Here is a 25547-nt window from a genome sequence, read left to right as displayed (position 1 = left end):
TTAAATGAAAAGAGTCTTATTTACTATTGGTTTACTGGTGGCATTAAGCGCTCAGGCTTGGGCTCAATGTGCTATGTGCAAGACCACCATTGTAAACAATGTCAGTCATGGTGAGTTGAGTTTGGCTGAGGGCTTGAACTTTGGGATCATGTATTTGTTCTTTACGCCTTACCTGATCATTCCTATTGTTGGACTACTTTGGTATTTAACTAGCAAAAAAAATGCGAAAAAAAAGCTCAAGCGAGGCGTTATTGAATTGTAAATGCCCACGTTGCCGCGAAGGCAATATGTTCAAATACGCTTTGACAAAGAAGTGGTTTAGCATGGAAATGCATGATAAATGCCCAAACTGTGACCAGACTTATGAACCTGAACCAGGCTTCTATTTTGGAGCTATGTTTGTCAGCTATGGTTTCTCAGCGGCTATCACCTTGGCTACAGGATTTATACTTTACAATTTCTTTGACAATCCAGACACATGGGTTTACATGACAGTGGTGATCAGTTCAGTAGCGCTACTTTGGCCAGCCATGTTCAAGTATTCGAGAGCCATATTCCTACATCTTTTTGGCGGGATTAGATTCAACTCCAAATACTCCAGTTAGCGTAATTTTGTGTATTTTGATCAACGGATTCTAATACCAAAATTATCAATAGCAAAAAATACATATTCTCTGGTCTGGGCCTGTCAATTGTTGCTTTGGCAGTATTGGTATACCTTGTTGCGTTTTCTAAAATAGATGTTGCCACTGAGGCAGAGCGGATAGAAGTCACAATTGCGGATCATTATCAACGATTCGATATGGCCTATGAACTGGTGGAGGATAGAATCCCATTCTTTCAGCCCATATTAGGGATTGATTTCTTGGTGTATAATCAAAAAGGTAAGCTGATCAGTTGGACGGATAACTTACTCATTCCTCCATTAGAAGCATTTATTCTTGCCCCATCTGAACCTTTACTCTCCACCTATCAAGGAGAATATCTTTTTAAAACTTACGATAGAATTACTGAAGAGGAAGCATTTAAAATTATTGCATTTGTTCCTGTTAGAAGGGTTTTTGATTCAGCCCTTCGTTCTTTTCCAGATGAATACAATCCCATCATCATCCCCAACAATATAGAAATTGGTTATGGTGCTGAATCCATACCTATTACGCACAAAGGCAAGACCTTATTTAATGTACAATGGACAGGGCGATCTAATTATGCACCTCAAGCCAATCACCTCATTCTCACGACCATTCTCTTGTTTTTTGGTGGCCTTTTTTTAGCTATCTATTATTCGGCGCTAGGGATAATGAACAAAAAAGGATTCAATTATGGAGCGGCATTTTTAATGGTGATTTTCATCCTTATGAGGGGAGGGATGCTCCTTGCCGAATTTCCAAGTGCTTATTTTAGACTGGGCGTTTTTGCAGGGTCTACCTTTAGGTTTGAATGGTTTTATGCTAGTCTTGGAGATGCACTGTTGAATGTTTGCGCACTCAATATTTTTCTGGTATATGTACTTACCCAGAAGGGTAATTTTGCCGCTTGGGCCAATAAGAAATGGGCAAAATGGATTTGTTATTTGTCTATCTTCTTGGGTTACATTGCCTTTTATCTATTTGCAGACACAGTTCAGATCGTTTTGGCACATTCTCAGATCACATTAGATATCACAGAATCCTTGCAATTTCCGCTAGAGCGCATTTTTGCCTATTTGTTGATTGCCATGGTCGCCATTCTATATTTTTTAATTACCTATTTTGGTTTTGATGCCTTTCGCTACATAGATGGCAATAAGCGTGAGTTCCTCACTTTACATACGATATGCCTGATTATTTCCTGGCTGTTGATGTTTTCCTATGCCAATATTTGGCTGGTCCTGATTGGTAATTTGGTATATCAGATACTAGTTTTTCTATTTAAACTGCCAGATAATCTCAAGAAATTGAGGTTTGACAGTTTGAACTATTTGATGCTTTCTGCCATTCTTTTAGCCATGGCTGGCTCAATTTTGATTTATAAATCTTTCGAAAAGAAAGAAACAGATAAGATTAGGAAGTTTGCTACTTATTTGCAGCTCGATCGCGACATTGATGGGGAGTACTTGTTGTCTAACCTCATGAGGCAGATAAAGAATGATCTGGTCATCAATGGCAAAATGATCAACCCTCAGAGCCAAAGAGAGAGTATTGTTCAGCGAATCAAAAGAACCTATTTCAACACTTATTTCAATAATTATGAAATTGAGATTGCATTATTTGACGAAAAGGGAAGGGCTATATCCTCCAAGCACAAAGGAAAAACCATTGAAGAACTAAAGCAGAAATATCAGTCTCCAGAGTTCTATACCAGCTATAATGGGATTTACTATGATGGTCAAATGGACTTGCAAAAACGCAAAAAATTTGTCTGTTTCGTTGAATTGGAGCGCTATAGAAACGTGACAGGGTATTTGGAAATAGAATTACGACTTAAAAAATTTTCTGGCAAACGGGTGCTTCCTCAACTGCTGGTGGACAGATCACAGCGCTCTACGACAGACTATGACTACGCCATTTATCAGTCTGATGAGCTCATTTATAAATCAGGAGAATTTGACTATGAATCGTTTGTGAATAGCGAATTGTTGGACCTTCCCGAATTGTATAGTACAGGAATTGAGAAGGAGGGTTTTTTTCATTTGGGGTCTAAATCAGGCGCTAAGTCAATTTTGATATCCAGCCCTGTCTACCCCAATACCAACATCATATCGAATTTCTCATTCTTATTTGCGTTCTTTTTGAGTGTAGCCAGTTTGATATTTCTCCTCAACTATGCTTTGCTACCAAACGACACCATTCAGCTCAATTTTTCCACTAAAATTTTGCTCTATTCAGGTGCGTCATTTGTTATTCCCCTGGTGCTTGTAGGCGTTGCGGTAATGACCAGTACGGACGTTTCTAATAGAAAAGAAATAGACAAGTCAAATCTTAAAAAGGCTTTGGTGATGACTGAGGACATCAATGACCATTTAAGTTCGTTCTACACACGGGAGATCAATAAAGAACAGTTGGAAAATGATGTGTCTGAGTTGGCGCATCATTCAGGAATGGATTTGAATTTATATAATCAGGATGGCCGTTTGTTGGCGTCGAGTACACCTATGATTTTTGAATCAAACATAGTTTCTGAATATTTAGTAGCTGATGCAATGGATCAACTGGTTCGTAAACAAAAGGAGAGTTTGATTTTGGATGAGTCCATTGGCAATTTTTTGTATAAAACCTCTTATGTTTCTGTCTTATCACCAGAATCAGGTGAATTACTTGGTGTGCTAGCCGCACCATATTTTGCTTCTAAAAACCACCTGACCAGACAACAAGTCCAACTGTTTGGGAATATTATCAACATATTTACATTCGTCTTTATTCTGTCAATTCTCATTGCATACTTCATTATTTCGAAGTTGACCAAGCCGATTGTAGCTATAGCTGATCGTTTGCACGAAACAGGTTTTGTGGAGGTAAATGAACCCATTGAATGGCATACGGATGATGAAATTGGGACGTTAGTCAATGAATACAACAATATGCTCAGCAAGTTGGAGAGTACCAAAATTGAACTGGCCAGAAACGAAAAAGAAGCCGCTTGGCGCGAAATGGCCAAGCAGGTGGCTCATGAGATCAAAAACCCATTGACTCCAATGAAGCTGACCATTCAGCATTTGCATAGGATTTTGAAGGGTAAGGAAGGGGACAAAAAATCACTTGAAATTTTACTGAGTCAGATAGATACGTTGGATGAAATTGTTACCTCATTCAGTCACTTTGCCAAGATGCCCACACCAGAGCGGGAGCCGTTCGATATCCGCCAAACGCTTGAAAAGTCAATTGACCTACATGTAGACAAGGCCATAGAGAAAGAATTGGAATCTGGGACATTCACTGTTATGGGAGACAAAAAGCTATTCGGAAGAATCTTTAATAACCTCATACTAAATGCTTTTCAGGCCATGAAAACGATGGCCAATGCGAGCTTGCGAGTGTCTTTGATTCGTCAAAATGAAAAGCTGCAAATAAGCTTTAGGGATAGAGGAGAGGGAATCCCTAAGGATATTCAAGACAAAGTTTTTACGCCAAACTTTAGCACCAAAGAAACAGGTTCAGGGATAGGTTTGGCAGTAGCCAAAAGAGGGATAGAACATGCTGGGGGAGACATTTGGTTTGAAACTAAAGAGAACATTGGCACCACTTTCTATATAGAACTTCCACTTTATCAAGAGGTGTAATGAGGGGCAGGGCATACGTGTTTCATGCCATGGTAGGTGTTGTTGGTTCGCTTATGTTTCTGATTTTAAGTCAGTCCGTATTTGCGCAATCATCACTAAGATGCAAAACGCTGAATCGTGGAGAACACACAGTTTTTCTTACCGACAGTTTGGTCATTGACCCAAAATCGATTGTCCTTGATCCAAATCTTGAATTTTCGTTTGATACCAAAGACCAAAAACTAAGAATAGCTACACCTTCTGACCAACACATTGAAGTCTGCTATCGAGTGATCCCCCTGCCAAGGCGCAAGGTTTATGCGCACAAATCGAAAAGTCTGTATGATTCCACGGCCTCCTTTAGTGAACGACCAACTATCAATAATTATGTATATCAAAAAGAGGAACTGTTTTCTACTCCTGAGATTTATAAAACTGGAAGTTTGTCTCGTGGCGTAACATTCGGAAACTCGCAAAGCCTGAATGTGAATTCTGTTTTTAATTTTCAGATGGATGGAAAGCTTTCTGACAATCTCAATATCCGAGCGGATATCACAGACCAAAATGTACCTTTTCAGCCAGAAGGAAATACTCAGCAACTTCGTGAGTTCGACAATATAACATTTGAGATATACAATGAAAATCTATCACTCAAAGCAGGAGATGTGGTTTTGACCAATGGCAACTCCAATTTCTTGAGACATTATAAAAATGTGCAAGGGGGTCAATTTGATGTGAATTACAATATCAATGAAAAGCTCAAGGCACGTTCTAGCCTGGCGATTGCAGCAGCCAAGGGGCAATTTGCTGATGTCACGGTAGCTGCTATTGAAGGCTTGCAGGGCCCCTATCAATTGCCTGGTCCAGACGGTCAGCGTTTTATTGTGGTTTTGGCGAATTCAGAGCAGGTATTTTTAGACGGCAAGCCATTGACCAGGGGTTACAGTCATGATTATATTATTGACTATAATTTAGGGGAGATTACCTTCAACCCAACCATTCAGATTACACAATTTTCCCGAATCCGTGTGACTTATGAATATTCCGATCAAAATTATAGTCGGTCTGTGGTCAATGCCAGACAGGAGATTAGCACGCCAAAAAGTAATTTTCATTTTGAGTACTATCGTGAAAAGGACAATGAAAATAAACCACTGGCTTTTTTACTAACTGATGCCGACAAAACACTCATGAGTCAGGCTGGGGATGAGCAATTGCCAGTGCCAATAGAAGGAGGGAATGAAACCGAATTTAGCGCCCATTTGGTGTTGTATGAGAAGAAAGACACACTAGACTTAGATGGCAATATTCAAGAGATTTATGTCTATTCAAGAGATTCAACACAGCAACTTTATAAAGTATCTTTCTCAAATGTAGGGTCGGGCAGTGGTAGCTACGAACTGCTTATCAATGACATAAATGGACGTGTATACCAGTGGGTCTCTCCGACTGGCGGCATCAATCAGGGTTCGTACGAAGCAGTCAGGTTTATACCTGCCCCCAATTCAAAGCAGCTCATGGTATTAGGTGCAGAAACCAAACTGACCAAACATATCAAAACTTATGGTGAGGTTGCATTTTCAAATCAGGACTTGAATCTATATTCCCCAATAGGGAACCATGACAATCAAGATGCAGCTTACAAAGTGGGTTTATTAATGGAACAATTGCCACTTGAAATTATGCCAAAGTCACAATTTTCAGCCAGTATAGATTTTGAACACGATGGTGCAGACTTCAAGCCAATAGATCGCTATCGCTCGATCGAATATGATCGTGACTGGAGTTATAGCCCTCAGTCAGATACATTTAGAACGGCAGATAATATATTCAACAGTTCTGTCTTACTACAGAGAGATTTTCAGAACATGGTTTCTGGCCGTTTTTCCTTGCGTAAAAAAGAAAGTGCAATAGACGGATTCCAACATGAAGTCGAAATGCGAAAAAACTTTGGGTCTGTAAAATTATCTGGGAGACACTTTTATTTGAAAAATGAAAACCTGAGAGAAAATTCAGAATGGAGAAGGTGGCATGGCGAAATCTTCATGGATCGCTTTTTTGTAGTACCAGGTTACAAAATTGAACAGGATGAAAATGAAGTGCGACTGGTGGCCAACGATTCGCTATATCGTTCAGCCATGAACTTCACAGCCCATCAATTTTACCTTAGAAATAATGATTCTCTTAATATCAATTATAGATTGGACTATATAGTAAGGGAGGATAGAAATGTGCAAAATGGATTTTTGCTGCCCTACTCGAAATCCAAAACATTGTCTACCAACACTTCAGCCCATCTGAACAAAACAAATCGCTTGGATTTGACTTTTACTTATCGTCAGGTAGACTATCAGGAAGCCTTCAGTTATCTAGAGGATGAAAATTCTATACTGGGCAGACTCAATTGGCAAGGTGGATTATGGGATGGGCATATACGCACGGATTTGTCTTACGCTACTTCCAGTAGCAGGGAGATTTTAAGGGAATTTATTTATATCGAAGTGGCTGCAGGTGAGGGGACACACACCTGGCGTGATTTGAATGGGGATGGCGTACAGGATTTGACGGAATTTTTCGAGGCCATCAATTTTGACGAACGAACTTACATTCGCGTATTTGTACCCACCACGGACTTTGTGAATGCGTTCCATACGGTTTTTATCTTCTCAGTGAATTCACAAATGCCCAAAAAATGGAAAAATAATGGAGGGTTGACTGAGGTTTTAAGCAAAATATCCAATCGATCAAGTGTCAATATCAATAAGAAAAATACAAATGATGATTTCAACTTGAGATTCAATCCTTTCGAGCTGGATATTGCCAATGCTGATATGATTTTTGTGCGTGACGCCCTTAGAACAGTATTTTTTTACAACAGATCAGGACGTGGATTTGGTGGAGATGTGGGTTACTTAGTCAACCATTCCAAACAATTGATCTCAAGAGGTATCGAATCCAGAGCCAATCGCGAATATAGCTTCAACCTACGATTTCATCTGAGCCAGGAACTTACAGTTACTGGCGGATACAAACGTTCCGAAAAGGAAAACGCCTCTCAATTTCAGGAGAACAGAAACTATTTAATACTGGCCAAGGAGTTATTGCCTGGTCTGATATGGCAGCCAGCTAATAACATCAGGTTTAGTAGTGCGTATCGATTGGCGACTAAAAGCAATGTGCAAGTGGCTGATGGAGGTGAAAATTCTAAAATCCATGAGATGGTTTTTGAATCCCGCTGGTCTAATGGTGTGAAGAATGCATTGAACGCCAATTTCAGAATTGCAGATATTGCTTTCGAGGGTGATTTGACCAATGCTGCGTCCTACGAACTCTTGGAGGCACTACAGCCAGGTACTAATTATTCGTGGCAATTCAATTACAGTCAGAAACTCATTTCAGGCTTACAAATGAATCTGGGTTATGAGGGTAGAAAATCAGTAGATCGGCCTGTCATTCACATGGGAAGAATGCAGGTAACTGCCTTGTTTTAGTCAATTCTCCAATTCACGTTGACCGCTGAAACAACTATGTCTGTCGAAATTATGAAGCACTTGGTATAATTAATTTTTATCTGGTGAGTTAATTATAGTACTTCGAATAGAAAACAAATCCAATCCTGTTATGATGTTACTTAGTTATCTCGTTAAAAAAGGGGACGAATTTTACTGGAAGATGTTTAAACTTATTGCCGCAGTGATTAGCTACTCTTCATTCCTATTGCTGCTTTGGGTAAACACCTGATCAACCCCTCATACGCTTTACATTTCGCATTAGGTTATTGGCAAAAATAAAGTCTTGAAGTTCTTTGACTTCACAATCAAAAATTGACTCATTGTTGCCTTCCCACAGTTTTTGGCCTTGATAGATGAAGCTCACTTTATCACCTATCTCCATGACAGAATTCATATCGTGGGTTACTACCACAGTGGTGATGTTTAGTTCCTCTGTGATTTCTTTGATCAGATTGTCAATAGTAATTGATGTTTGCGGATCCAGTCCAGAGTTGGGCTCATCACAAAACAAATATTTGGAATGATTCACTATCGCACGAGCTATGCCTACACGCTTTTTCATACCTCCACTGATTTCTGAAGGCATTTTTTCATTCACGTTAGTCAATTGTACTCTGTCAAGGCAATGATTGACTCGATCCAATTTTTCTTCCTTGCCCATGGTTGTTAGCACATTGAGGGGAAACATGACATTTTGTTCTACTGTCATGGAATCGAAAAGTGCGCCACCCTGAAAGAGCATGCCTATTTCTCTTCTTATTTCAGTTTTCATGTTCTTGCCAGCATTCGTAAAATCTCTGCCGTCAAAAAGAACCTGTCCCTTATCTGGCTGAATGAGGCCAACAATATTTTTTAATAAGACACTCTTGCCAGTCCCACTTGCCCCAATGATCAGATTCGTCTTGCCCTGATCAAACGTAATGCTGATGTCTTTTATGATTTCCTTGCCGTCAAACGACTTACTGATATTTTGAGCTTCTATCATCTTAGAGCAAGAGTTTAGTGAGCAAAAAGTCAGCAGTAAGAATCCCAATACAGCTATTGGTCACGGCGGCAGTACTGGCCTGCCCAACTTCGAGAGCTCCACCATTAGTGAAATACCCTTTGTAAGCAGAAATGGCTGCCACCACCAGCGCAAAAGTGAATGACTTGATCAAGGCAAAAGTGACGCTGAATTCAGAAAACTCTGACCGAATACCATAAGTGTACTCATATCCCGTCAGTGTGCCAGTCATCGTGCCTGCCAGATATCCCCCAAGGATAGATAGAAATGCTGAAAGCACCACCAGCATGGGATAGGTGAAAAATGAAGCTATTATTTTTGGAAGAACCAGATAAGAGGCAGAGTTGATTCCCATGACCTCCAAGGCGTCTATTTGTTCTGATATGCGCATGGTGCCAAGTTCACTGGCTATATTAGACCCCACCTTTCCGGCGTAGACTATTGCCATAACTGTAGGTGCGAGTTCCAAAATAGTCATATCTCTTACGACTAACGATATCACGTACGGTGGAATAAATGGGCTGACCAGATTATAGGCCGTTTGTAAGGTTGTAACAGCACCAATAAAAATAGAAACAATGGACACAATGAATATCGAGTTGATACCGATCTTCATACATTCATCTATAGTAAGGCGTACATAAGTCAGGAAACTCTCCCTCCTCACAAACATGGATCCGATAAATAGTATAAAGCGTCCTAGGCTAGCCATTCAATTTTAAATTTCGCCACCAAAATAACAATTTTAGACTACCTCTCAGAATTTAAAATCACTTTACCTACAATTATTTTTGTAAACCTTTAATTTGCCTTTGACATAATTTGAAATGCTATGAATAAGACCATTGTGGTATCGGGTGGTACGAAGGGTATTGGCCGTGCCATCATTGAAAAATTTGCATCTGAAGGATTCGATGTGGTGACCTGTGCTCGAAATCAAAAAGATTTGGATGAATTGGTTAGTTCCGTGAATCAGGCTAAGGTATTTGCCATGAAAGCGGATTCATCAAAAGTAGATGAAGTGAAAACGTTCATTGGATTCATCAACTCATCAGTGAGTAAGGTTGATGTATTAGTGAATAATACGGGCACTTTTATTCCTGGAGAAATTCATAATGAAGATGATGGTGTTTTGGAATTGATGATCAATACCAATTTATACAGCGCCTATCATTTGTCGCGTGGATTAGTATCTGGTATGATAGAAAACAAGAGTGGTGACATATTCAATATTTGCTCAGTGGCTGGGTTAAAGGCTTATCCAAATGGTGGTTCTTACAGCATTTCGAAATTTGCCATGCACGGCATGTCTCTTGGCCTGAGAGAAGAACTGAAACCACATGGCATTCGTGTGACTGCTGTGCATCCTGGTGCTACACTTACCGCTAGCTGGGAAGGCGTAGACTTGCCTGAAGAACGATTCATTAAGTCTTCAGATGTGGCTGACGCCATTTGGTCAGCTTATCAACTTTCCAGAAATTCAGTAATTGAAGAGATTATAATCCGCCCACAACTGGGTGATATCTAATCTTTTCCAAAGGTTTCGAACTTTGGAAAAGCTGACATCACTATTTTTGCAACATGTCTGATTCACATAAATACTGTTCTTCTCTGACCGAGTACAAGAGAAGGAAAACGATCGAAGTAAATATTGGAGGAGTACCATTGGGCGCAGCCAATCCTATCCGTGTGCAATCCATGACTACAATAGATACCATGGATACAGAAGGCTCCATTGAGCAGTCTATCCGAATGATAGAATCAGGTTGCGAGTATGTAAGAATCACTGCTCCCAGCATCAAGGAAGCTCAAAATCTTGAAGAGATCAGAAAAGGCCTAAGAGCCAAAGGTTATCAGGTTCCATTAGTAGCCGATATTCACTTCACACCAAACGCAGCTGAGCTAGCGGCCAAAATCGTAGAGAAGGTTCGTGTGAATCCAGGCAACTACGCAGACAAAAAGAAATTTGAAGAACTAGCCTATACGGACGAAACCTATGAGTTAGAACTCAAAAGAATCAGAGAGAAATTTGAGCCTTTGGTTAAGCTTTGCAAAGCGCATGGCACAGCCATGCGAATTGGCACCAACCATGGTTCATTGTCTGATCGTATCATGGGAAGGTTTGGAGACACACCATTAGGAATGGTAGAGTCAGCATTGGAATTTCTCAGAATCTGTGAAGATCTTGAGTTCTATGATATAGTTATTTCCATGAAAGCCAGCAACACCAGAGTGATGGTACAGGCTTATAGACTACTGGTACATAAGCTAGATGAAGAGGGTTTAAGACCATATCCACTGCACTTAGGAGTGACTGAAGCTGGAGACGGTGAAGACGGACGAATCAAATCAGCTGTTGGCATAGGCGCATTATTGGAAGATGGGTTGGGAGATACCGTTCGGGTGTCTTTGACAGAAGAACCGGAATTCGAAGCACCAGTAGCACAAGCCCTGGTAGATCGATATGCAGATAGAATAGGGCATGCAAATATTGCACCTTTGGATAATAGCCCTGTGGACCCTTTCGTATATGAAAGAAGAATTACAAAGGAGGTATTGAACATTGGTGATCACAATGTGCCCAGAGTCATTGCTGATTTTAGCCAGAAGGCGAACATTGAAGTCAAAGACCTTAAAGAAATAGGTCATTTCTATTTGCCAGAGCCTGACAAATGGCGAATGAATGACACGGGTGCTGATTATGTCTATTCTGGCAGCCGTCCAGTTGAGTTTATGTTGCCCAATGGATTGCAAGAGATTATTGATTATGCCGTCTGGAAAGATTTGTCTGATCAGGACAAAAAATACCCTTTGGTAGTCATGGATGATTTGGTCAATCTGGAGAAAAATCAAATCGCTTTCGTGAAGCTGGAAGCAGACGAGCTCAGCAAAATAAACCAACTGCAAGGTCATGAACATGCCATCATCTTGCTACATACCAACAACCTACATGCCATGGCTTCGCTTCGCAGGTTCATTTTTGAATTGATTATCAAAGAAGTGAATTCACCTGTTGTCATTAATTGGCATCAAGAGATTGCTGACAAAGAAGATTTTCAATTGGCTTCAGCCACGGATATTGGTGGCTTACTGATCGATGGATTGGGCGATGGAGTCATGCTTGCTGGCAATGGCAGTAAAAAGGTGGAAAATGAAACGGCATTTGGTATCCTTCAGGCCGCCAGAACCCGTATGACTAAAACAGAGTATATCTCATGTCCATCTTGTGGCAGAACCTTGTTCGACTTACAAGAAACTACCGCCATGATCAGAAAACGAACAGATCACCTCAAAGGTGTGAAAATCGGTATTATGGGTTGTATTGTAAACGGCCCAGGTGAGATGGCTGATGCAGATTATGGATATGTGGGGTCAGGAAAAGACAAAATTACCCTGTACAGAGGGCAGGAAGTGGTCAAGCGCGCGGTACATTCTGATTATGCGGTAGATGAATTAATTCAGATAATAAAAGACGACGGCAGCTGGGTAGAACCTGAGGCCATAGAAGTAACCCTAAACTGATGGATGAAAAGAAAGAAAAAAGTGGTTTGAAGGAATTTTTCTCTTTAGGAGAAGTATTTGGTTATTTCTTTAGAAAAGAAGACCCTAATCAGAAAAAAGATCTCAATCTGCGAATGATGCATGGCATCAACAAATTTGCCATTATTGCGTTTCTCTTGGGTATGATTTATTTCATCATCAAGAAAACGCTATTACAATAATGATCAATGTTGAAACCTACCGTGAATATTGCATTTCAAAACCTGGCGTAACAGAAAGTTGTCCTTTCGGGCCAGATACCTTGGTATTTAAGGTCATGGACAAGATGTTCGCCTTGTGTTCTATCAATACTTTTGAATTTATCAATCTCAAATGTGACCCTGAGCGGGCGCAAGAATTACGCGCTCAATTTCCGGCTATTCAGCCAGGTTATCACATGAACAAGCAGCACTGGAATTCTGTCTATATGGATGGCACATTGCCTGATGAATTGATTTATGAATTGATAGAACATTCCTATGAATTGATTGTGGAGAGTTTACCAAAGAAGCTCAAAGAAGAGTGGAAAACCCTCAAGGGTTTGGACTAAAGGAATAATTCATAAGACAGAGTAATGAATTATCGAATCGAGAGTGCCAAAATTTCTGATCAACAAAAATTATTGATTAAATTAGAGTTCAACCAGTTAGAGAAAAGACCATGACAGTACTATATGTGGATGACGAGTCTATTCCTCGCATCATATTCGAAAAGATTTTTGACCCCAAGTATTCCATCATGATGGCCGATTCTGGTCAGGAAGCACTTAAGAAGCTAACTCAAATCAAAGACGACTTTATCGTAATCATAAGCGACATGCGCATGCCAGGTATGGATGGTGTTGATTTTATACAAGAAGCCAGAGCCAAATACAACAATATAGAATGCTTTATCCTCACCTCTATGGATGGAGAGCCCAAGATCCAGCAGGCAGTCGAAGACAGCTTGATCAGCAAAGTCTTTCACAAACCGCTAAATGCCGCAGAAGTAGAAGCAGCTATAGAAGCAGCTGTAAGTAGGGTGGCTTGATTAACCTTAAAATAATTAAACCAAAAAAGGGAGCAAATTGTATTTGATCCCTTTTTTGGTTTAATTGTGTAAGCATTTTGAGATTTTAAATTGGCTCGAAATGTTCCTGTCGCAAAATATTTCATAATTACACTTTGGCCAATTCTTGAATTTTTTCAAACTGAAAAGTATAAGAATATGATCAAAAGGAAATTTACTAAACTGGTTGGACTCAAAAAGAGTGAATTTGACTTGTTTGTTAATTCTGGCCAAATTCAAGTTCATCCTGCTCGCCTAATCCCAACCCACAAAACGGGAGACGAAATGGCTCTCACTTCTATTTTTTTGTCGTCTGTACGAATTGTTAAAGAATTTAGAGATACTCTTTTTAAGGAAATTAAATTCAGTCGAAGTGGTAAGACATATTTTTTTACTGAAGTCAGTATTCCTGAAATTGACAAAAATTCTAGGATAGATGGAATGATAATTACTGTTGTCAAAGATGTGATAAAGGGTGCAGTGTTCTTAGAAATGAAAAATAAGAATAATGGGATAGATAAGAATCAGATTGAAAAATATATTGAACTAGCAAAAAAGCTCAGAGTTGATAAACTTGTTACGGTTTCGAATGAGTTCGTCGCAGATTCTAGCTTGTCTCCTGTTGCTGTCAGACTACCCAAAAGCATTTCGATGTATCACTTTTCTTGGACTTACCTTATGACAATTGGACAACTTTTGTTGTTTGACAATGAAGAAAATATTACCAATGAAGATCAGGAAGAGGTTATGAAGGAGGTTCTGCATTATATGGAGAATCCTGTTTCTGGAGTAAGCGGATATACAAGTATGAAGCCAGGGTGGAAAGAATTGGCTGAGAATGTAAGTGCCCAAAAACCATTAAAAAATTCAGATATATACATTGAAGATGCTGTATTAAGCTGGTATGAGGAGGAGAAGGATATGGCATTGTACTTGAGCCGTAGTTTAGGGGTTCTTGTGAAGTCAACTTCTAAAAATAAAGATAGTCTAAAGAAGGATATTGCTCAGCTTGTTAAACACAATTATATAAGCGGAATTTTAAGTGTAAAAAATTCAGTATCTGATATTAAGGTTTTTTCAGACTTTGAGCGCAGGTCAGTCTCAATGTCAGTTAAAGTAATTCCTCCATTGGATAAAGGTACAAAAGCTAGGATCACATGGATTTCTAAACAATTACAGAACTGTAAAAAGCAAAGCGAATCGATTTTCAATAAAATTGAAAGTGACATATGGGTTGAGGCAGATATTAAGTTTGGTAAATCTCATATTAAAATAAAACTTTCGGAATTAGATACCCTTGCCGATTTAAGTATAGGTAAAGAGATTCAAGCATTCCATATTGTTTTAATTAGCAGCTTCGGGGCAAACTTCGCTAGTGTTAAAAAATTTGTTGAGCGAATTGAAAGAATGATAATTGAATATTATGCAGGAATTGTTCAGCATATGATCAATTGGAATAGAAATGCTCCCAAACTTGAGTCTATTGATTAGCTGTTGTTCTTGAGTTGGTTCGTTATTCCTAAAAGCCTAATTTTAGGGAAAACAATTCCCTAAAAATGACATACAAATACTTAGCACTTGGCGACTCCTATACGATCGGAGAAGCCGTAGCGCCAGACGAAAGATGGCCACATATCCTGCAAGGCCGATTAGTAGGTGACGGTATCAAAGTAGAAATGCCCAAAATCATAGCTACTACAGGCTGGACTACTGACGAGCTACAAGCTGCCATTGATAAAGAAAAACCATCCAAAGATTATGACTTGGTTTCTCTCCTGATAGGAGTGAACAACCAATATCGCGGTTATCCAATAGATCAATACAAAAAAGAATTTGAGTCTTTACTTCAGCAAGCCATCGCTTTTGCAAAAGGCAAGTCCAAGCGAACCTTTGTCTTGTCTATTCCTGATTATGGGGTTACACCATTTGCAGCTTCTAAAGAACCTGCTAAAATTGCTAGAGAGGTGGATGAGTACAACAGGATAGCCGAGGCTATCTGCGACCAATATGAAGTGGCCTTTGTAAACATCACACCTGGGAGTAGACGTGCCGCCAGTGAGCCCGCTCTGGTAGCTGAAGATGGTCTACACCCATCAGGAAAAATGTATAAAGAATGGGTAGATGCAGCTTATCCCATAGTGAAATCCATGCTCAAGGAGTAAACTTGAACTATTCGAAGATTATATGTTGATATTTGATTTGAAGGCCAGATTGTCTTTTAAGAATTGAAGAGATTAATTGTATAAATCAGGAAATATTATCCATTTTTGAGGGTTAGTGATTGTATCCACCTAATCCCTAATTGAATAAAATTTGTGAGGAGAACTAGTTTTCCTATATTGTTTGTGTTGTGCCTTGTTTTTTACGCTTGTAAAGACAACGTGGTATGCCCTGCCTTTCAGAGTACTTATATTCTGGACGATTCCCTGCGCTTTGCTAAATACTCCTATTTTGCGAATGACAGCACACCTAAATTGGCTCTGGCATCCAGACGAACCAAGTATGGTGTAAACAAGAAAACAAGTTTGTTTCGAAAGAATTATGAGCTGATGACAGCACCTAAGAAAAATGTGTTGGCACCAGTTCCAGAAGATACTACAGAGTTGATTATAGATCAGGGAGAATTTTTAGCGGAAGATTTTGTGGATACAGATACATTAGGGATGGATTCTTTGTCAGTAGCTCCACTGCTAGCAAAAGTAGAGGCAGAACCAGAACCAGTAGGCCCAAGATACAAATACCGATATGAGGAAACGGCTGCACACAATCAAGAGCAGGTCTATTACAATAAATATTACGGTGAGTTGTTCATAGACAACCGTCCACCCCCGTCAGCTGAGAAATTAGAAGAAGAGCAAAGTCAGGAATCGGATACCACACAGGTAAAAAAGAAGGGGCTTGGAGGTTTATTCAAAAAGAACAAAGATGACAAGCAGGCTGAGCCTGAGACTGTAGAGCAAGAATCAGGGGCGGAAGAAACCGTTATAGAAGAAGCTATTCCTGAGGAACCTCAGGAGACACTAGAGGAAACTCCTGAGGCGGAAGAAGATGGACAATAATCCTTCTGATTTTCATTAATTTTCCATTCGTTTAATAATTTTTATCGTAGCGTATCTTATGCTAGACAACCCTATGCCCTTAGCGGAGAGATTGAGACCTCAGACATTGGACGAGCTGGTAGGTCAAGATCACTTGAAAAATATTCTGAAGCGCGCGATCAACTCAGGTGCTGTACCCTCTATGATCTTGTGGGGACCACCAGGTGTGGGCAAAACAACTATCGCTAATATCATTGCCAATTCTGCTAAAATGCCGTTTTTCACACTAAGCGCGATTAGTGCTGGAGTGAAAGATATCAGAGAAGTCATTCAAAAATCTAGATTGGGATCAAAAGCCATTCTGTTTATTGATGAGATTCATCGTTTTAATAAAGGACAGCAAGATGCCCTGTTGGGTGCTGTAGAAAAGGGACAAGTATCTTTGATTGGAGCAACTACTGAAAATCCCAGCTTTGAAGTCAATGCCGCTTTGCTTTCCAGATGTCAGGTCTATACACTCAACGCACTTGCCAAAGAAAATTTAACTGAGTTGATCAATAAAGCACTGAATCACCCAAAAGTATTCAAAGACAAGAAAGTGGAAATCAAAGAGGATCAAGCGCTCATGAGACTCTCTGGAGGAGATGGACGAAAACTCCTCAATCTACTAGAGCTGGTGGTCGATTCCTTGGATAAGCAGGCAGTAATTACGAATGAAGTAGTCACGGAAATTGCACAAAAGAAAGCAGCCATCTACGACAAAAGTGGAGAGATGCACTACGACATTATTTCAGCTTTTATCAAGTCCATCAGAGGGAGCGATCCGAATGCAGCTGTCTACTATCTCGCACGAATGATAGAAGGAGGAGAGGATGTGAAATTTATTGCCAGAAGACTGCTGATACTGGCTTCAGAAGATATTGGCAATGCGAATCCTACTGCTTTGGTGATTGCCAATAATGCTTTTCAGGCCGTGAATGTGATAGGCTATCCAGAGTCAAGAATTATTCTCAGCCAGTGTGTGACGTATCTGGCCTGTTCGGCCAAAAGCAATGCGGCCTACATGGCGATCAATAAAGCCCAGCATCTGGTGCGCGAAACGGGTGATTTGTCCATTCCACTAGGCATTCGCAATGCACCTACCAAACTCATGAAAGAGATAGGCTATGGGGAAGGCTACAAATATGCCCACGACCATGTTGGCAATTTTGTGGACTTTGAGTTTATGCCAGAGGAAGTGAAAGGACGGACATTATTCGAACCAGGTAGAAACCCACGTGAAGAAGAAATGCGCAAGAAGCTCAAAGCACAGTGGAAGGATAAGTATGGGTATTAATTGATTTTGTCTGATCGCCTTTCCAGTATGACCGTGTCACGCCAAACGCCATGTTGCTGAGCAATTCTTTCTCTTTGGCCCACCAGTCTAAAGCCCAATTTTTCGTGCAAACGAACACTAGCTTCATTTTCAGGAAATGTGACTGCCTGAAGCATCCAAATACCAGCAGCTTCAGATTGAGAGATTAATGATGTGAGTAATTTTTTACCAATTCCCTGGCCAAGATTTTTCACATCAATATAAATGCTCACTTCGGCTACTCCTCTATAGACCTCGCGTTTTGAGATGGGAGATAAAGCTGCCCAGCCTAAAATAAAATCGTCATTTGCTTTGGCAACTAATCGAGGGGTGAGTAAATGACCTGCATCCCATGCTTTCCAGCTGGGTGTTTGGGTTTCGAAAGTGGCCTGATTAGTGTCTATACCATCTTGATAGATGCGTTCGACCTCAGGCCAGTGTTTCGGTAGCATGGGAATAATGGTCATAACCCTCGATGAGCCAATGGTGCTATTAGCAGCACTGTTTTGCATTTGGATTCAAACTAGGTTTGCAAACTGTAGGTTTGGCAAATAACTCCAAGCGGATATTTCCATCAGCAAAAAGTACATCTTCTACGCTGAAGTTGGACGTTCTCATTTCCAGATCACCATATTCGAAGAATACTTCTGCCTCTGCATCCATAGGTTTGAGTAGTTCTACTTTATCAAAAATGTCCAGTGCCTTTTTTGATGTCCATGGTTTTCTCATTTTTTCAAGCGGATTGACCATGAGCTGAATGATAGTTTGTTTGTAGCTGTCTGGGTTTCCTCCACAGTCCACTGATTCTATGGTAGCATTTTTCACTTCCGTAATGTGAAAAGTGGGCTTTATGAACTTGCCGCTTTCGATTTCGAATTCCAATCCCAATTCAGGATTTTCTCTTAGGATATTTAATAATTCTGATGTTTTCATATTAATTGTAAAATTACGATTAAAATTTTGATTTAACCATATATCGTAAAATTACGATTAATGTTTCGGTTAATAAAAATTAAATAAAAAAAGGGCTCTTATAATCAAATAAGAGCCCTTTTCTAGAGGTATTTTTTCTACTTAATCATGAATTCCACTTTGGTTTGATCCCAGGCGATAGAAACTGTACCCGCTTCATTAACCTCAATGGCGAAGCGCTCTACCACTTCGTCCAAGTTTATCACAGGCACATTGAATCGACCTACATCTTTGCTTTTGTCATATTTGAAAGCGCCCCATTGTTTGGGTTCTGAGTTGATAATGATGATCCATTCTGTTTCGTTGGGTATTGTGAATAGCGCATATTTTCCTGCTTTCATATCTAAACTTCCAATTTTGGCATCTTTCGATAATTCAATGGTTGTGGCTTCGTTGGCTCCAGTTCTCCATACTTTACCCATGGGTTCCAGGCCACCAAAAATGACTCTCCCTTTTTTGGATGGGCTGCTGTAGTTTATGGTTATGTCATTTCCATTTACAGAAGCTTTGGATACTTTAGGAGGGCTGGCTTTTTGCTGAGCATATAGGCTTGTGCCGGTTAGAAGACAGGCCATGAAAAAACTAGCGGCAATAATTGTTAAGTTCTTTTTCATAAGTTCAAGATTTTTGTTTGGTTTGAAAACGGATTTAAGTTGGCTTAAGTTCGTATTAAATTTTTAAAAGGAAAGGAGGCTGTTGTTTTAATTCTTTCCATATTCTCAGAATTTTAAATTAAATTGACGATCTGATTATCCACCACCTCTAATAAGTATAATGACGAGACAAATTAAGGTTTTAATAATTGATGATGACGAAATAAACAATCTGATTTGTACCAAAGTGATCAAAGATTATAACCCTGAGATGTTGGTAGAATCTTTGACGAGCTCTACCAAAGGGCTCACTCATTTAGAGGATTTGGTCAAGAACAATCCAGAGGATTTACCAGATGTTATATTGTTGGATATCAATATGCCGACCATCAGCGGTTGGGATTTTATCCGTGAATATCGAAAGATGATGACAGCTATAGAAAGTGAAAAAATCAAGCTTTTTGTACTTACGTCTTCACAATATTATCAGGATGCTGAATTGGCAGATCAATATAGAGAGGTACAAAAGCTCTTTACCAAGCCTTTGACATCTGATATTTTGAAAGAAATAGACGCTTATCTGAACTAGCGAATTTTCAACTCTCCAAGAGATTTTTTGAAATGGGTAACTATCTGATCCTTTTGCAGGTGGCGACCGTCCTTTACTTTCCATTCACCATTTACAATCGTTCCTTTGAAGCTTGAGCGATCTCCGCTGTAAACCAGAGTGGATAGTATATGTTCGGCTCTGCAAGTGGCGATCAAAGGTGTATCAGCATCAACTACCACAGCATCAAATGGTTGGCCTACCTCAAAGTAATTCTCACATGAGTTGCCCATGGCTTTTCTGCCCGCGTTCAAAGCCATATCAACACCAAATAGTCCTGTATCCCCATTGGTTACAGAAACGAATTGATTTCTGCGATTAGTGGTTAGCCGCTGACCGTAATCTAGGATTCTCAACTCTTCCAATGGATTCAGCCCAATGTGGCTATCCGTACCAATCGACCATTTACCACCCTGGTTTTGAAATGATTGCAAAGGGAAAATGCCATCACCTAAATTGCCTTCTGTGGAGGGACAGAGCACCACGTGAGCGCCTGATTGAGCCATGCCAGTTACTTCTGTTTCATTCAAATGAGTGGCATGCACGAGATGAAAGTTTTGGTTGATGTCAAATGTATTCAGCAGCCACTCTACGGGTCTTTGTTTATAAAAGTCAAGACAGTCAGCTACTTCTTTGAGTTGTTCGGCAATGTGAATATGGACTGGCAACTCTTTTGCCTCAGCTAAGGCACCACGAATAGATTCTTCATCCACAGCACGTAAAGAGTGAATGCCCAGACCGATATTAGCCTTGGTGTAAGCATTTGTAGCCTGCTTTGATTCTGATAATAAATTCAAATAACCCTGAGCCGTAGAGGAAATAAATCTTCGTTGTTTTTCTACAGGGTCTTTTCCAAACCCACCTTTTTGATAAAATATGGGTACAAGTGTGATGCCTATTCCAGCGGTTTTTGCAGCACTGACTAAGCGTTCACCCATTTCAGCAAGATTGCTATATGGTTTTCCATCCTTGTCGTGATGCACATAGTGGAACTCGGCTACGTGGGTGTAGCCATGAGAAAGCATTTCCGCATAGAGCATGGTAGCAATATGCTCAAACTGATCTGGGTTCATGGACAGTACAATATTGTACATGGTTTCTCGCCAGCTCCAAAAGTCGTCTTGTGAAGTTGGGTCAGGATGGATTTCTGCCAGGCCAGACATGGCGTATTGAAAGGAGTGTGAGTGTGCATTTTGAAACCCAGGTATCGCATAGCCATTTACTGTTTCAATCCGCTCTTTTTCAAATTCAGTATCGGATATGTTGACAATTACTCCCAGGTGGTCTACCTGAACGAAGGCTGGACACATCCAACCTTCATTGGTCAGTAGCCCTTCAAATTTGAACACTTTGCTCATTGGTTCATTTGGTTTAGTGTGGTAATGAGTGTTTCGAACAGCTGCTTCAGGTCTTTACGAATCAAAGATGCTCGAACTTCTTCATATTTGGTTTCGCTATCATCCATATAAACCAACTTGGCCATTTCCAGTTGTAAGGCATGAACATTTTTTTCGGGCTGGCCGAAAGTCCTTGTAAGATTGCCCCCTTTGAATGGATGATTATGACTGAAGGAGTAAGAAGTATTTGATAATACCTCCATAGCAGTATTAATGATTTTGGCATCCGCCGCTTTTTCGTCAGCATCACCTAAGATCAGGTCTGGAAATTTTTCAGCTCTTATGCCTGGGACAAATTGTCTGATTGAGTGTGCATCAAAAAACAGTACATGTTTGAATTGTTTCTGTAGTTTGGTCAGTTCTAGGCGAATCTGATCATAGTATGGATAGTAATAGCTGCTGATTCTTTGGTTGATTTCTTCTTGTGAAGGGCCCTCATTCAAATAAATATGCTTGTCGTTGAAGTTGGTAGTGGGGCAAAGTGCTGTGATCACTCGCCCGTCATTGTAGAGCGGTTTGCTTTCTGCGTTTCTATTTAGATCTATGACCCAGCGGCTGTATTTGGCTTTGATCATTTTAATTCCCATCTCACTCACAAAATCGTAAAGCTGATCTACAAACCAGTCCGTATCGTCAATGAAAGCGATCATTTTCTCATCGTATTGAGCTCTAATCGATTCAGGAATTTCAGTACCGCAGTGCGGTACGCTTACTAAAATCGGTACTTGATTTTTGTTGGGGTCTATGATTTCAAAAGCCATATGCGAATTTAATTTTTTTGTTGTGCTTCTAATGCCTCTCAATTCCAGTTTACTTATCGCTTAATACTTTTTGATCTTATAACTTTGCTCCATAAATCAGAAACTATGATCATTCTCGACAACGCAGTACTCTCAGACGATATCAAAGAAAGACACTTTGTATGTGATCTCAATAAATGTCACGGCGCATGCTGTGTGGAAGGAGACTTGGGCGCACCTTTGGAAAAGGAGGAACTGCCCTTGTTAGAAGAAGTGCTGGAGGCAGTCAAACCCTATATGTCAAAAGAGGGACTTGATGTACTTGAAAAAGAGGGAAGCTACATTTTGGACGAAGAGGGTGATTATTCCACTACGACAATTGGTGGCGAAGAATGTGCCTTTGCGATTTACGATGAAAAGAATATCCTAAAGTGCGCGATCGAGCAAGCTTATCTGGACGGCAAGACCAAATGGAAAAAACCCATTTCTTGTCATCTATATCCCATTAGAGTTACCAAATATGATCATTATGATGCGTTGAATTATGATCAGTGGGATATTTGCGACCCAGCTTGTAGTTTGGGGGATGAGCTGAAAGTACCCATTTACAAATTTCTAAAAGAGCCTTTGATAAGAAAATATGGCGAGAAGTGGTACGCAGAATTGGTAAAAGAAATTGAAGGGAATTAAACTTTTTTCTTGCCCTTGATCAATTCTGACTCAAGAATTTGATTCATTTGAATAACGATGGCGTCTAGTTCTTCAGATGAAATTTTAAGTTTTTCTATCAATTCCATTTTGCTCTGCATATCCGGTTCTTCTATGATAATGGACATGAGCCCTTGCATACGACTAAGTGGAGCTCGAACCTCATGCGAATTGAGATTAGCGTATTTGAGCATTTGATCATATTGTTCATGCACTTTTTGGGTTCTTTTCTTTACCAGCTGATCCAAATTGTCATTCATAGTTTTTAATTCTGCATTGGCATGTGCGAGTTCGGCAGTTCTTTCTTTTACGTCAGATTCCAAATTTTTCTTATGCTTTTCGAGTGATCTTCTGATCTGAAATTGGATTAGAAAAATACTTGTCACAAATGAAGAGCTAACCATCTCAAATCTGGCGGTAAACATGACATCTAGATAATTGACCCAAAAGGAGGGCTCTTGACTGATCCCACTCACCATGTTGACAATGATAATGGCGGGAGCTAAAAAAACACCATAATAGATCAATGTTAATATTACCCATAGAAGCCCCTGAATGTAGTAATTGTAATTTTTTCTGTAAACAATGCTGTAGTAATAATAGCCAACAATTAGTGATATGAAGTGCATGAGGAAATTCGCCAAATACGAACCATTTGGCGCCGTGTTCATTGTGGTAAACACACATTCTACAATGAGGTACAGAGGGTTTTTGAGGTAAAAAAGACTAATCAGAAGTGGTATTTCTCTAAAATCCGTAGCCACACCAGATAGGCCTGGAACCTTGAATTGTACAAAGCCCAGTAGATATGAACTGATGCCAAAGAGCATGGCATAGCCTAATTGCGCGATGTGTTTATTATTAAAATCTGGCTTAAATGCTGCCATATCAAACAGGAAATATTTGGCCTCACCCAATATACTAAAAAACACGGTTTATGCCTTTAGGGAGGTGTTATGAATTCATAAGTAAAAACGTTATTTGCAATCGATTCATCAATTAATTATTTTGCTATGTATTCAGTTGGGAAAAATTAATTATAATGAAGCGAACCAAAATGTGCGAGCCCATCTGAAAAGCACGAGATCTTGGTTCAACCTGCTTAATTTCACCTGTAGTATGATGGGCTGAGGAGTAATTGATTCCATTAGAATCAATCACTCTTTCAGCTTATTTTTTTCACCTTTTACATTCGATTTTCCAAAAAGGAAAAACCACAGTATTTCCAACGTCTATCCATTCGCCTATCCAACTGTACCCTTTTTCACTGAAATTGTAAAAAGTAAGACGTGAAAATCCATCATATCCCTGAGGAGATTGCTGTGGCCTATAGAGCACTATTTTATCCTCTTCTAGATTGCCAGTCCAGTGGGACAGAGGAGCGGCACCAGGCGCAGGAGAGCTGTAATAGTGGACATTCCATCTGGCGCTGTCCGCATCATATTGGCGAATGCTTCCAGAGTGGGCACCATCTTGTTTGAGTGTGTAGTCTTGCACCCCCATGCCATTCATAATGTATTGAAAAGTCCAAGTCATGTCTACAGGTGCTCCCCATTCACCATCTGTACCTTTTCTGAAGGACTTACATTGACAAGTACCCATCATGGCCTCATAATCCATAATTTGTTTTGGGGCATCTGGATTGGGTCTGCCAAACGGATATTTCTTGCTAGGAGCATAGTCGTATTGTCCGAAACATGAGCAGCTAATAAGTGCGAAAAGCACACAAGTTATTTGAGTTTTCATAGTATTATTTTTTGAGGTAATATCCCCTGTAACAATGATTTCCCCTAGTACTATGCAGGGAGCGCGGGGAGTTTTGCAGTAAACTAATTGGCTGATTGCAAATAGGACTTGATGTCAGCTATTCTGCTTTGTGCAATGTCAATTTTGGTTTGATCCACTAGGGTAAGAAATGAAGTGGAGTTATAGGTGACTTCAGAGACTTTCTCCATGTTTACAATCGCTCTGCGATGCACACGTAAGAATTGGAGGTCTTGCAATCTTTTCTCCAGAGCCTTGAGTGAGTTTCTCATGGCATAGGTGTGTTGATTGGTTGTATGAATTTTAACGCAATAGTCGTAGGCTTCTATCCAGACAATATCGACCAAGGGAATAATTTTATTTTTATTCCCAATTTTGATGGAAAGGGCTTGCGGGCTTTCTGTTCTGACTTGGTTTTGTAAATTCAGGATCTCAATGGCCAAATTTTGGTTGGTGTTCACCATCTGGAACAATCCCAGCATGGCGCCATAAGAAAGCGTATAGATGGGTGCTTTTTGAAAAAAGAAAAACACGCAATTATCCCAGATATTTTCAAGATTCAGTGATCGATTCGCAAAGACTAAATGAAGTATGGAAATGAGAATCACATTAATAGCTATGAGGATAGCAAGGTGCTTAACGGCTGGCCAAACCTTGGTCAGATTGAAAATTCGATCCGACTGACCTGTGTAAATCACAATTCCAAAATATAGTAAGGAAGTAAGCATCCACACCGCCCAGCGATAAGCATGGCCAATGGTGAGTTCAAGTATTGAAAACTGGCCTGATGGTACGAGGTCAAACTGTAGGATATAATAATACTGCTGGAAAGACTCAAACAAGATCAGAATGCCAACCATCAATAGGCTGGAAAACAAAAAAAACTTGTACTTCATATTAATGAAGCGTATGAATTCAAATAGTTTGTGATGAGCCTTCTTTTTTTTCAAATCGAATACTTTGTGCTTTTAAGGTACTACAATCTAGAGTTCCGTTGGTTTTGAGCCAAGTGAAGTTCGAGATAATGCATGCTTC

At 39.9% G+C, this 25547-nt stretch carries 25 protein-coding genes; 15 read left to right on the top strand and 10 right to left on the bottom strand.

All coding sequences use genetic code 11. From position 1 onward, the window contains the following. Positions 1-4: 4 nt before the first annotated feature. From B9A58_RS07375 to B9A58_RS07360, 4 genes are all read left to right on the top strand, one after another. Positions 5-262: a hypothetical protein gene (locus B9A58_RS07375; protein WP_084371811.1), complete on the top strand. Its 258-nt coding sequence runs from the start codon at positions 5-7 to the stop codon at positions 260-262. A 61-nt stretch (positions 263-323) separates the two neighbouring features. After that, positions 324-605: a DUF983 domain-containing protein gene (locus B9A58_RS07370; protein WP_176214711.1), complete on the top strand. Its 282-nt coding sequence runs from the start codon at positions 324-326 to the stop codon at positions 603-605. A 95-nt stretch (positions 606-700) separates the two neighbouring features. Continuing rightward, positions 701-4258, top strand: a complete 3558-nt coding sequence (locus tag B9A58_RS07365; protein ID WP_084371809.1) for a sensor histidine kinase — start codon at positions 701-703, stop codon at positions 4256-4258. Next, positions 4258-7728, top strand: a complete 3471-nt coding sequence (locus tag B9A58_RS07360) for a hypothetical protein (RefSeq protein ID WP_084371808.1) — start codon at positions 4258-4260, stop codon at positions 7726-7728. Before B9A58_RS07365 ends, B9A58_RS07360 begins: the two co-directional genes overlap by 1 nt. Positions 7729-7978: 250 nt before the next feature. Here B9A58_RS07360 and B9A58_RS07355 read toward each other — a convergent pair whose 3' ends face one another. Further along, positions 7979-8734: an ABC transporter ATP-binding protein gene (locus B9A58_RS07355; RefSeq protein ID WP_084371807.1), complete on the bottom strand. Its 756-nt coding sequence runs from the start codon at positions 8732-8734 to the stop codon at positions 7979-7981. A 1-nt stretch (position 8735) separates the two neighbouring features. Then, complete coding sequence (locus B9A58_RS07350) at positions 8736-9464, bottom strand: MlaE family ABC transporter permease (RefSeq protein ID WP_084371806.1); 729 nt, start codon at positions 9462-9464, stop codon at positions 8736-8738. A gap of 120 nt (positions 9465-9584) precedes the next feature. On the opposite strand from B9A58_RS07350, the gene B9A58_RS07345 reads away from it, so the two are divergent. The 9 genes from B9A58_RS07345 (at position 9585) to B9A58_RS07305 (ending at position 17713) form a co-directional block, all read left to right on the top strand. Continuing rightward, entirely contained in the window at positions 9585-10280 is a 696-nt protein-coding gene (locus B9A58_RS07345) for an SDR family oxidoreductase (protein ID WP_084371805.1), read from the top strand. 53 nt (positions 10281-10333) lie between these two features. Beyond that, the gene (gene ispG, locus B9A58_RS07340) at positions 10334-12274 is read left to right on the top strand and encodes a (E)-4-hydroxy-3-methylbut-2-enyl-diphosphate synthase (protein ID WP_084371804.1); all 1941 of its coding nucleotides are present in this window, start codon (positions 10334-10336) and stop codon (positions 12272-12274) included. After that, positions 12274-12474 carry a DUF6728 family protein gene (locus B9A58_RS07335; RefSeq protein WP_084371803.1) on the top strand — a complete coding sequence of 67 codons (201 nt, stop codon included), beginning with the start codon at positions 12274-12276 and terminating at the stop codon, positions 12472-12474. Before ispG ends, B9A58_RS07335 begins: the two co-directional genes overlap by 1 nt. After that, complete coding sequence (locus tag B9A58_RS07330; RefSeq protein WP_317042060.1) at positions 12474-12842, top strand: MmcQ/YjbR family DNA-binding protein; 369 nt, start codon at positions 12474-12476, stop codon at positions 12840-12842. Before B9A58_RS07335 ends, B9A58_RS07330 begins: the two co-directional genes overlap by 1 nt. Before the next feature lie 110 nt (positions 12843-12952). Further along, on the top strand, positions 12953-13321 hold the full coding sequence (locus B9A58_RS07325) for a response regulator (protein WP_084371802.1): 369 nt from the start codon (positions 12953-12955) through the stop codon (positions 13319-13321). 303 nt (positions 13322-13624) lie between these two features. Beyond that, a complete protein-coding gene (locus tag B9A58_RS07320) occupies positions 13625-14830 on the top strand; it encodes a hypothetical protein (protein WP_139793787.1) in 1206 nt (401 codons plus the stop codon). Between the two features lie 65 nt (positions 14831-14895). Next, positions 14896-15501, top strand: coding sequence for an SGNH/GDSL hydrolase family protein (locus tag B9A58_RS07315; RefSeq protein ID WP_084371800.1), 606 nt, complete (start codon positions 14896-14898; stop codon positions 15499-15501). A 153-nt stretch (positions 15502-15654) separates the two neighbouring features. Continuing rightward, complete coding sequence (locus B9A58_RS07310) at positions 15655-16398, top strand: hypothetical protein (protein ID WP_139793786.1); 744 nt, start codon at positions 15655-15657, stop codon at positions 16396-16398. Positions 16399-16456: 58 nt separating this feature from the next. Further along, positions 16457-17713, top strand: a complete 1257-nt coding sequence (locus tag B9A58_RS07305) for a replication-associated recombination protein A (RefSeq protein WP_084371798.1) — start codon at positions 16457-16459, stop codon at positions 17711-17713. Here the strand turns inward: B9A58_RS07305 and B9A58_RS07300 are convergent. From B9A58_RS07300 to B9A58_RS07290, 3 genes are all read right to left on the bottom strand, one after another. Further along, on the bottom strand, positions 17710-18183 hold the full coding sequence (locus B9A58_RS07300) for a GNAT family N-acetyltransferase (RefSeq protein ID WP_245827010.1): 474 nt from the start codon (positions 18181-18183) through the stop codon (positions 17710-17712). The genes B9A58_RS07305 and B9A58_RS07300 overlap by 4 nt on opposite strands. Before the next feature lie 40 nt (positions 18184-18223). Then, the gene (locus tag B9A58_RS07295; protein WP_084371797.1) at positions 18224-18664 is read right to left on the bottom strand and encodes a DUF6428 family protein; all 441 of its coding nucleotides are present in this window, start codon (positions 18662-18664) and stop codon (positions 18224-18226) included. Between the two features lie 137 nt (positions 18665-18801). Beyond that, positions 18802-19317: a DUF2911 domain-containing protein gene (locus B9A58_RS07290; RefSeq protein ID WP_084371796.1), complete on the bottom strand. Its 516-nt coding sequence runs from the start codon at positions 19315-19317 to the stop codon at positions 18802-18804. Positions 19318-19477: 160 nt separating this feature from the next. On the opposite strand from B9A58_RS07290, the gene B9A58_RS07285 reads away from it, so the two are divergent. After that, positions 19478-19885: a response regulator gene (locus B9A58_RS07285; protein ID WP_084371795.1), complete on the top strand. Its 408-nt coding sequence runs from the start codon at positions 19478-19480 to the stop codon at positions 19883-19885. Here the strand turns inward: B9A58_RS07285 and hutF are convergent. Both hutF and B9A58_RS07275 read right to left on the bottom strand, forming a co-directional pair. Further along, positions 19882-21261 (bottom strand): formimidoylglutamate deiminase, encoded by a 1380-nt coding sequence (hutF, locus tag B9A58_RS07280; protein ID WP_084371794.1) that lies wholly within the window; start codon positions 21259-21261, stop codon positions 19882-19884. The genes B9A58_RS07285 and hutF overlap by 4 nt on opposite strands. Beyond that, positions 21258-22061: an N-formylglutamate amidohydrolase gene (locus B9A58_RS07275; protein ID WP_084371793.1), complete on the bottom strand. Its 804-nt coding sequence runs from the start codon at positions 22059-22061 to the stop codon at positions 21258-21260. The genes hutF and B9A58_RS07275 overlap by 4 nt, the downstream gene beginning before the upstream one ends. Before the next feature lie 105 nt (positions 22062-22166). Here B9A58_RS07275 and B9A58_RS07270 point away from each other — a divergent pair, with 105 nt between their 5' ends. Further along, on the top strand, positions 22167-22730 hold the full coding sequence (locus tag B9A58_RS07270; protein ID WP_084371792.1) for a DUF3109 family protein: 564 nt from the start codon (positions 22167-22169) through the stop codon (positions 22728-22730). Here the strand turns inward: B9A58_RS07270 and B9A58_RS07265 are convergent. The 3 genes from B9A58_RS07265 to B9A58_RS07255 form a co-directional block, all read right to left on the bottom strand. After that, on the bottom strand, positions 22727-23680 hold the full coding sequence (locus B9A58_RS07265; RefSeq protein ID WP_139793785.1) for an ATP-binding protein: 954 nt from the start codon (positions 23678-23680) through the stop codon (positions 22727-22729). The two genes, B9A58_RS07270 and B9A58_RS07265, sit on opposite strands and share 4 nt — an antisense overlap. A gap of 247 nt (positions 23681-23927) precedes the next feature. Next, a complete protein-coding gene (locus B9A58_RS07260) occupies positions 23928-24494 on the bottom strand; it encodes a hypothetical protein (protein ID WP_084371790.1) in 567 nt (188 codons plus the stop codon). An 83-nt stretch (positions 24495-24577) separates the two neighbouring features. Beyond that, positions 24578-25408: a LytR/AlgR family response regulator transcription factor gene (locus B9A58_RS07255; RefSeq protein ID WP_084371789.1), complete on the bottom strand. Its 831-nt coding sequence runs from the start codon at positions 25406-25408 to the stop codon at positions 24578-24580. Positions 25409-25547 lie beyond the last annotated feature (139 nt).

Source organism: Reichenbachiella faecimaris (genome assembly GCF_900176375.1).
In the GTDB taxonomy this organism is placed as follows: Bacteria; Bacteroidota; Bacteroidia; order Cytophagales; family Cyclobacteriaceae; genus Reichenbachiella; species Reichenbachiella faecimaris.
The sequence above is the reverse complement of the archived record's forward strand: the minus strand, read 5'-3'. Positions and strand labels throughout refer to the sequence as shown.